The 5,802-nt window shown below is 71.8% G+C and carries 3 protein-coding genes and 1 tRNA gene; 2 read left to right on the top strand and 2 right to left on the bottom strand.

What is annotated here, in order from left to right:
• Positions 1-14: 14 nt before the first annotated feature.
• Both ACFU6K_RS29325 and hrpA read right to left on the bottom strand, forming a co-directional pair.
• A tRNA-Asp gene (locus ACFU6K_RS29325) sits at positions 15-88 on the bottom strand.
• 156 nt (positions 89-244) lie between these two features.
• Positions 245-4,219, bottom strand: a complete 3,975-nt coding sequence (gene hrpA, locus ACFU6K_RS29320) for an ATP-dependent RNA helicase HrpA (protein ID WP_380668048.1) — start codon at positions 4,217-4,219, stop codon at positions 245-247.
• A gap of 149 nt (positions 4,220-4,368) precedes the next feature.
• Here hrpA and ACFU6K_RS29315 point away from each other — a divergent pair, with 149 nt between their 5' ends.
• Together ACFU6K_RS29315 and ACFU6K_RS29310 are read left to right on the top strand one after the other, a co-directional pair.
• Positions 4,369-4,887, top strand: coding sequence for a SigE family RNA polymerase sigma factor (locus tag ACFU6K_RS29315; protein ID WP_380668046.1), 519 nt, complete (start codon positions 4,369-4,371; stop codon positions 4,885-4,887).
• On the top strand, positions 4,884-5,777 hold the full coding sequence (locus ACFU6K_RS29310; RefSeq protein ID WP_380668044.1) for a hypothetical protein: 894 nt from the start codon (positions 4,884-4,886) through the stop codon (positions 5,775-5,777). Before ACFU6K_RS29315 ends, ACFU6K_RS29310 begins: the two co-directional genes overlap by 4 nt.
• The last annotated feature ends 25 nt before the right edge of the window (positions 5,778-5,802 follow it).

The raw sequence follows: 5,802 nt of genomic DNA, 5'->3' as shown, positions 1-5,802 counted from the left end.
CTCTCGCGCTGCGGCGATCCCGACGGGACTTGAACCCGCGACCTCCACCTTGACAGGGTGGCGAGCTAACCAACTGCTCCACGGGACCAGGGTTTCCTGATCTCGTTCACTCGCTTGCCGCGCTGCGAACAAGACAGACTGTAGCCCATGGTGGGCCCCCAGGTCGAACTGGCTCCTGAACGCCCACCGGCACCCGTCCGCAGCTCACAGCCCCGGCGGGGGCGGTCACCCGCCCCCGCCCGGGTCAGAGCGTCGCCCGGGCCGCGTCCATCGCCTTCATGATCCGCTTCTCCGAGACCGGGCTCGGCGTGCCCAGCGACTGGGCGAAGAAGCTGACCCGCAGCTCCTCGATCATCCAGCGGATCGCCCGCACCTCCGCGGACGGCTGGTGCCCGGCCGGCACCGCCGCCAGCAGCTCCCCGTACGCCTGCTGCACCTGCTGCACCTTCAGCAGCTGCTGGGCGTCCCGCTGCGGGTGGTTGGGCAGCGCCTCCAGGCGGCGGTCCACCGCCAGCAGGTAGCGCTTGAGGTCCGGCAGCCGCTGCCAGCCGGTGGCCGTCACGAAGCCCGGGTGCACCAGCGAGGCCAGGTGCAGCCGGACGTCGTTCACCGCGTTCAGCAGCACCGGGCTGCTCACCGACTTCAGCCGGGTCGAGGCCTTGTGGAAGGCGATCAGCGCGGTGGCCGTCTTCAGGGTGGTGTCCGCGGACAGGTCGTACAGGTCCGCGCGCACCTTGTCGTGCAGCTTCCCGAAGGCCGCCTCGTCCCAGGCCGGGCCGCCGTTCAGGGTCATCAGCCGGTCCGTCGCGGCCGACACGACGTCCTCGAACAGGGCGGTGATCGAACCGTGCGGGCTGTGCGAGAGCGCCAGCTTCGCCTGGTTGCCCAGCCGGCCCTGGATCGACTTGGCCGGGGAGTTGGTGGTCAGCGTCAGCAGCCGCCGCGTCCCCTCCCACATCGACCGGGCCTGCGCCTCCGGGGTGTCGAACAGCCTGACGCCGACCGACTGCCCCTCGTCCACCAGCGCGGGGTAGGCGCGCATCGAGTGGCCGCGCGAGCGCTGCTCGAAGGTGCGCTGGAGCACCGGCAGCGAGGCCGGCCAGGCGGTCAGCCCGCTCTGCTCGATGCCCTGGCCGGAGGCGGCCGAGGAGAGCGTCTCCTTGAGCTTGGGCTTGAGCTTCAGCCGCAGCTCCTCCAGGTCCTTGGACTCGGCGAGCTTGCGGCGCCCGTCCACCACCCGGAAGGTCACCTTGAGGTGGTCGGGCACCCGTTCGTCGTCCCAGGCCTCCGGGGGCACGGTGACCGCCGTCAGGCGCTTCAGGGCGTGCTCCAGGGCCGGGAGCAGCGGTTCCTGGCGGTCCTTCACCGCGCGCAGCGCCGCCTTGGCGAAGTCCGGCGCCGGGACGAAGTTGCGGCGGACCGCCTTCGGCAGCGACTTGATGTACGCGGTGACCAGCTCCTCCCGCAGACCGGGGATCTGCCAGTCGAAGCCCTCCGCGGTGACCTGGTTGAGCACCGGCAGCGGGATGTGCACCGTCACGCCGTCCGCGTCGCTGCCCGGCTCGAACTGGTAGGTCAGCCTGAAGCGGAGCTTGCCCTGCTGCCAGTGGTCCGGGTAGTCGGCCTCGGTGACGCCGCCCGCGGCGTCGTTGATCAGCATCGACTTCTCGAAGTTCAGCAGGTCCGGCTGCTCGTGCCGGGCCTTCTTCCACCAGGAGTCGAAGTGCCGGGTGGAGACGATCTCCTCGGGCAGTCGGGCGTCGTAGAACTCGAACAGGGTCTGGTCGTCGACCATGATGTCCCGGCGACGGGCCCGGTTCTCCAGCTCCTCGACCTCGCCGAGCAGCTTGCGGTTCTCCGCGAAGAACCGGTGGTGGGTCTCCCAGTCGCCCTCGACCAGCGCGTTGCGGATGAACAGCTCGCGGCAGAGCTCCGGGTCGATCCGCCCGTAGTTGACCTTGCGCTGGGCGACGACCGGCATCCCGTAGAGGGTCACCTTCTCGTACGCCATGACGGCGCCGGCCTTCTTCTCCCAGTGCGGCTCGCTGTAGCTCCGCTTGATCAGGTGGCCGGCCAGCGGCTCGACCCACTCCGGCTCGATCTTCGCGTTGATCCGCGCCCAGAGCCGGGAGGTCTCCACCAGCTCGGCCGACATCACCCAGCGCGGCGGCTTCTTGAACAGGCCGGAGCCCGGGAAGACCGCGAAGCGCGCGCCGCGCGCGCCGCCGTACTCGCGCTTCTCCACGTCGAACAGGCCGATGTGGGAGAGCAGACCGGCCAGCAGCGACTGGTGGATCCGGTCGGCGTCCGGCTCGGCGTCCTCGTGCGGCTCCTCGATCGTGACGCCCAACTGCTTGGCGACGGTGCGCAGCTGGACGTAGATGTCCTGCCACTCCCGTATCCGCAGGTAGTTGAGGAACTCCGACTTGCACATCCGGCGGAACGCCGAGGAGGAGAGCTCCCGCTGCTGCTCCCGGACGTAACGCCACATCGCCAGGTAGGAGAGGAAGTCGGAGGTCTCCGAGTTGAACCGCTTGTGCCGCTCGTCGGCGGCCTGGCGCTTCTCGGCCGGGCGCTCGCGCGGGTCCTGGATGGAGAGCGCGGCGGCGATCACCATGACGTCGCGGACGCAGCCGTTGCGGTCCGCCTCCAGCACCATGCGGGCCATCCGCGGGTCCACCGGGAGCTGGGCGAGCTTGCGGCCGAGCGCGGTCAGGCGCTTGCGCGGGTCCTTCTCGTCCGGGTCCAGCGCGCCCAGCTCGTGCAGCAGGTGGACGCCGTCCTTGATGTTGCGCGAGTCCGGCGGGTCCAGGAACGGGAAGGCGGCGATGTCGCCGAGGCCGGCCGCGGTCATCTGGAGGATCACCGAGGCCAGGTTGGTGCGCAGGATCTCGGCGTCGGTGAACTCGGGGCGGGAGAGGAAGTCCTCCTCCGAGTAGAGCCGGATGCAGATGCCGTCCGAGGTGCGGCCGCAGCGGCCCTTGCGCTGGTTGGCGCTGGCCTGGCTGATCGCCTCGATCGGCAGCCGCTGCACCTTGGTGCGGTGGCTGTAGCGGGAGATCCGGGCCGTGCCCGGGTCGATCACGTACTTGATGCCGGGGACGGTCAGCGAGGTCTCGGCGACGTTGGTGGCCAGCACGATCCGGCGGCTGCGCGAGCGTTGGAAGACCTTGTGCTGCTCGGCCGAGCTGAGCCGGGCGTACAGCGGCAGGACCTCGGTGTTCTTCAGCTTCAGCTTGCCGAGGGCGTCCGCGGTGTCGCGGATCTCGCGCTCGCCGGAGAGGAAGACCAGGATGTCGCCCGGGCCCTCGGCCTGGAGCTCCTCGGCGGCGTCGCAGATCGCCTGGACCTGGTCCCGGTCGCGGTCGGCCTCGTCCGCCTCGTCGTCGGCCTCGTCGACGATCGGCCGGTAGCGGACCTCGACCGGGTAGGTGCGGCCGGAGACCTCGACGATCGGGGCGTCGCCGAAGTGGCGGGCGAAGCGCTCCGGGTCGATGGTCGCGGAGGTGATCACGACCTTGAGGTCCGGGCGGCGGGGGAGCAGCTGCTTGACGTAGCCGAGGATGAAGTCGATGTTGAGGCTGCGCTCGTGCGCCTCGTCGATGATCAGGGTGTCGTACTGGTGCAGGTCGCGGTCGGTCTGGATCTCCGCGAGCAGGATGCCGTCCGTCATCAGCTTGACCAGGGTGTCCTGGCCGACCTGGTCGGTGAACCGGACCTTCCAGCCGACCGCCTCGCCGAGCGGGCTGTCCAGCTCCTCCGCGACCCGCTCGGCCACCGTGCGGGCGGCGATCCGGCGCGGCTGGGTGTGGCCGACCAGGCCGCGCACGCCGCGGCCCAGCTCCAGGCAGATCTTCGGGATCTGGGTGGTCTTGCCGGAGCCGGTCTCGCCCGCGACGATCACCACCTGGTGGTCCCGGATCGCCGCCAGGATCTCGTCCTTCTTCTGGCTGACCGGGAGCTCGGCGGGATAGCCGATCTCCGGCACGGCCTTCCGGCGCCGCTCGACGACCAGCTCGGCGCGGTCGATGTCGGCGGCGATCTCGGCGGCGACCTTCTGCCGGGCCTCGGGCTTGCGGACCCGACGGGCCCCCTCCAGCCGGCGCCCGATCCGCACCTGGTCGCGCAGGGTCAGCTCGGGCAGACGGGCGGCCAGCTCGCCGATCCCGGGGCCGCCCTCGGCGGGTACGGTGGCGGACTGGACTGCGGGAGAACTCACTGCGGGCATCCCTCTAGGTTCGCAAGGAGGCACGGCGGAGCGCACCTCGGTTTTCGAGCCCCTCCAGTGTCACAGCCGTCGGCGGCGAATCGCGAACGACGGGCAACGGTCCGCGGCCGTCCCGGGCTCTGGGGGGTGAGGAGGTGCTCATGGGAGCCCACAAGACCGCCCGGGACGAGGAGTTCCGGACGTTCGTCGGCAGCGCCTGGTCACGGCTGCTCAGGACGGCGTACCTGCTCGCGGGGGACCGGCACGGCGCCGAGGACCTGGTCCAGCAGGCGCTGGAGCGGGCGTACGCGGCCTGGAACAGGGTGCGTGCCGCGGACGATCCGTACGCCTACGTGCGCCGGATCGTGATCAACGAGCACGCCCGGAGGTTCCGGCGGCGGCTGGTCGAGTACCCGGTCACCGACTTCCCGGACCGGCCCGCGCCGGCCGGTACCGACCCGGACGACCGGGCCGTGCTGCTCGCCGCGCTCGGCGCCCTGCCGCCGCGGCAGCGCCAGGCCGTGGTGCTGCGCTACTGGGAGGACCTCAGCGAGACCCAGACCGCGGAGGCCATGGGCTGCTCGGTCGGGACGGTGAAGAGCCAGGCGGCCCGAGGGCTGGCCAAACTCCGCGGGGCCTCCTCACTCATCGGACTGACGAGCATCGGAGGGGCAAGATGAGCAACGAGTACCTGCCAGGGGACCCGGGGGACGGCGACGAGCCGGCCACCGTACGGGCCCTGGGCGAGCTGGCCGGGAGCGTCGAGACCGGGACGGTCCCGTACGACCGGCTGGTCGCCGGGGGCCGGCGGCGGCTGCGGCGCCGGCGGCTGCTGACGGCCGGGGTGGCGGCGGCGCTGGTCGCCGGGATCGCCGGGGGGACGGCGGTGCTCGGCGAGCGCGGCCGGCAGGCCGTCTCGACCGTGGTCGCGGCCTCGGCCACCGACGTGGCCGTCCCCGGATCCGCGGGCGGCACGGCCACCCCGACCGCCCCCGGTGCCCGGGACCCGTTCAACCCCACCCGGGTCAAGGTCGCCGAAGGCACCGCGAACGGCCACACCTGGGAGGCCTGGGCCGCGCTGTGGCCGACCACCCCCACGAAGGAGGACGCCCTCAAGCAGGAGCAGCTGATCAGGGCGGAGCGGTACGCCGCCAACCCGGACGTGAAGCCGGTCGACCGGCACGACGCCGAATCCAACTGGGACCCGGGCATCGACCGGGTGAACTACTACTACACCGTGGACGGCAAGCGGCAGGTCGACGACTCCCTGCACGCGGTCTCCGCCGCGGGCAGGTTCCCGGGCGCGGTCGGCGGCGCCTCGCTCGGCCTCAAGCACCCGTCGGGCATCCCGCCGGTGGTGATCGAAGGGGTCCGGGCCGAGGTCGCCAAGGTCGTGATCACCTGGAAGACCGGCGGCACCACCGAGGCGGTGCCGGTCGCGGTCGGGGACTCCCCGTTCCGCTACTACGGCGTGGTGGCGAAGCCGGGCACCGACGCCGAGCGCGCCACCCAGCTCGCGGCGGACGGCTCGGTGGTGAGTGTCTCCGAGGGCTGGCTCCGGACCTCCTGACCGCCTGACCAGGCAGGACGGCGGG

This window comes from Kitasatospora sp. NPDC057512 (assembly GCF_042802135.1).
Lineage (GTDB): Bacteria > Actinomycetota > Actinomycetes > Streptomycetales > Streptomycetaceae > Kitasatospora.
The sequence above is the reverse complement of the archived record's forward strand: the minus strand, read 5'-3'. Positions and strand labels throughout refer to the sequence as shown.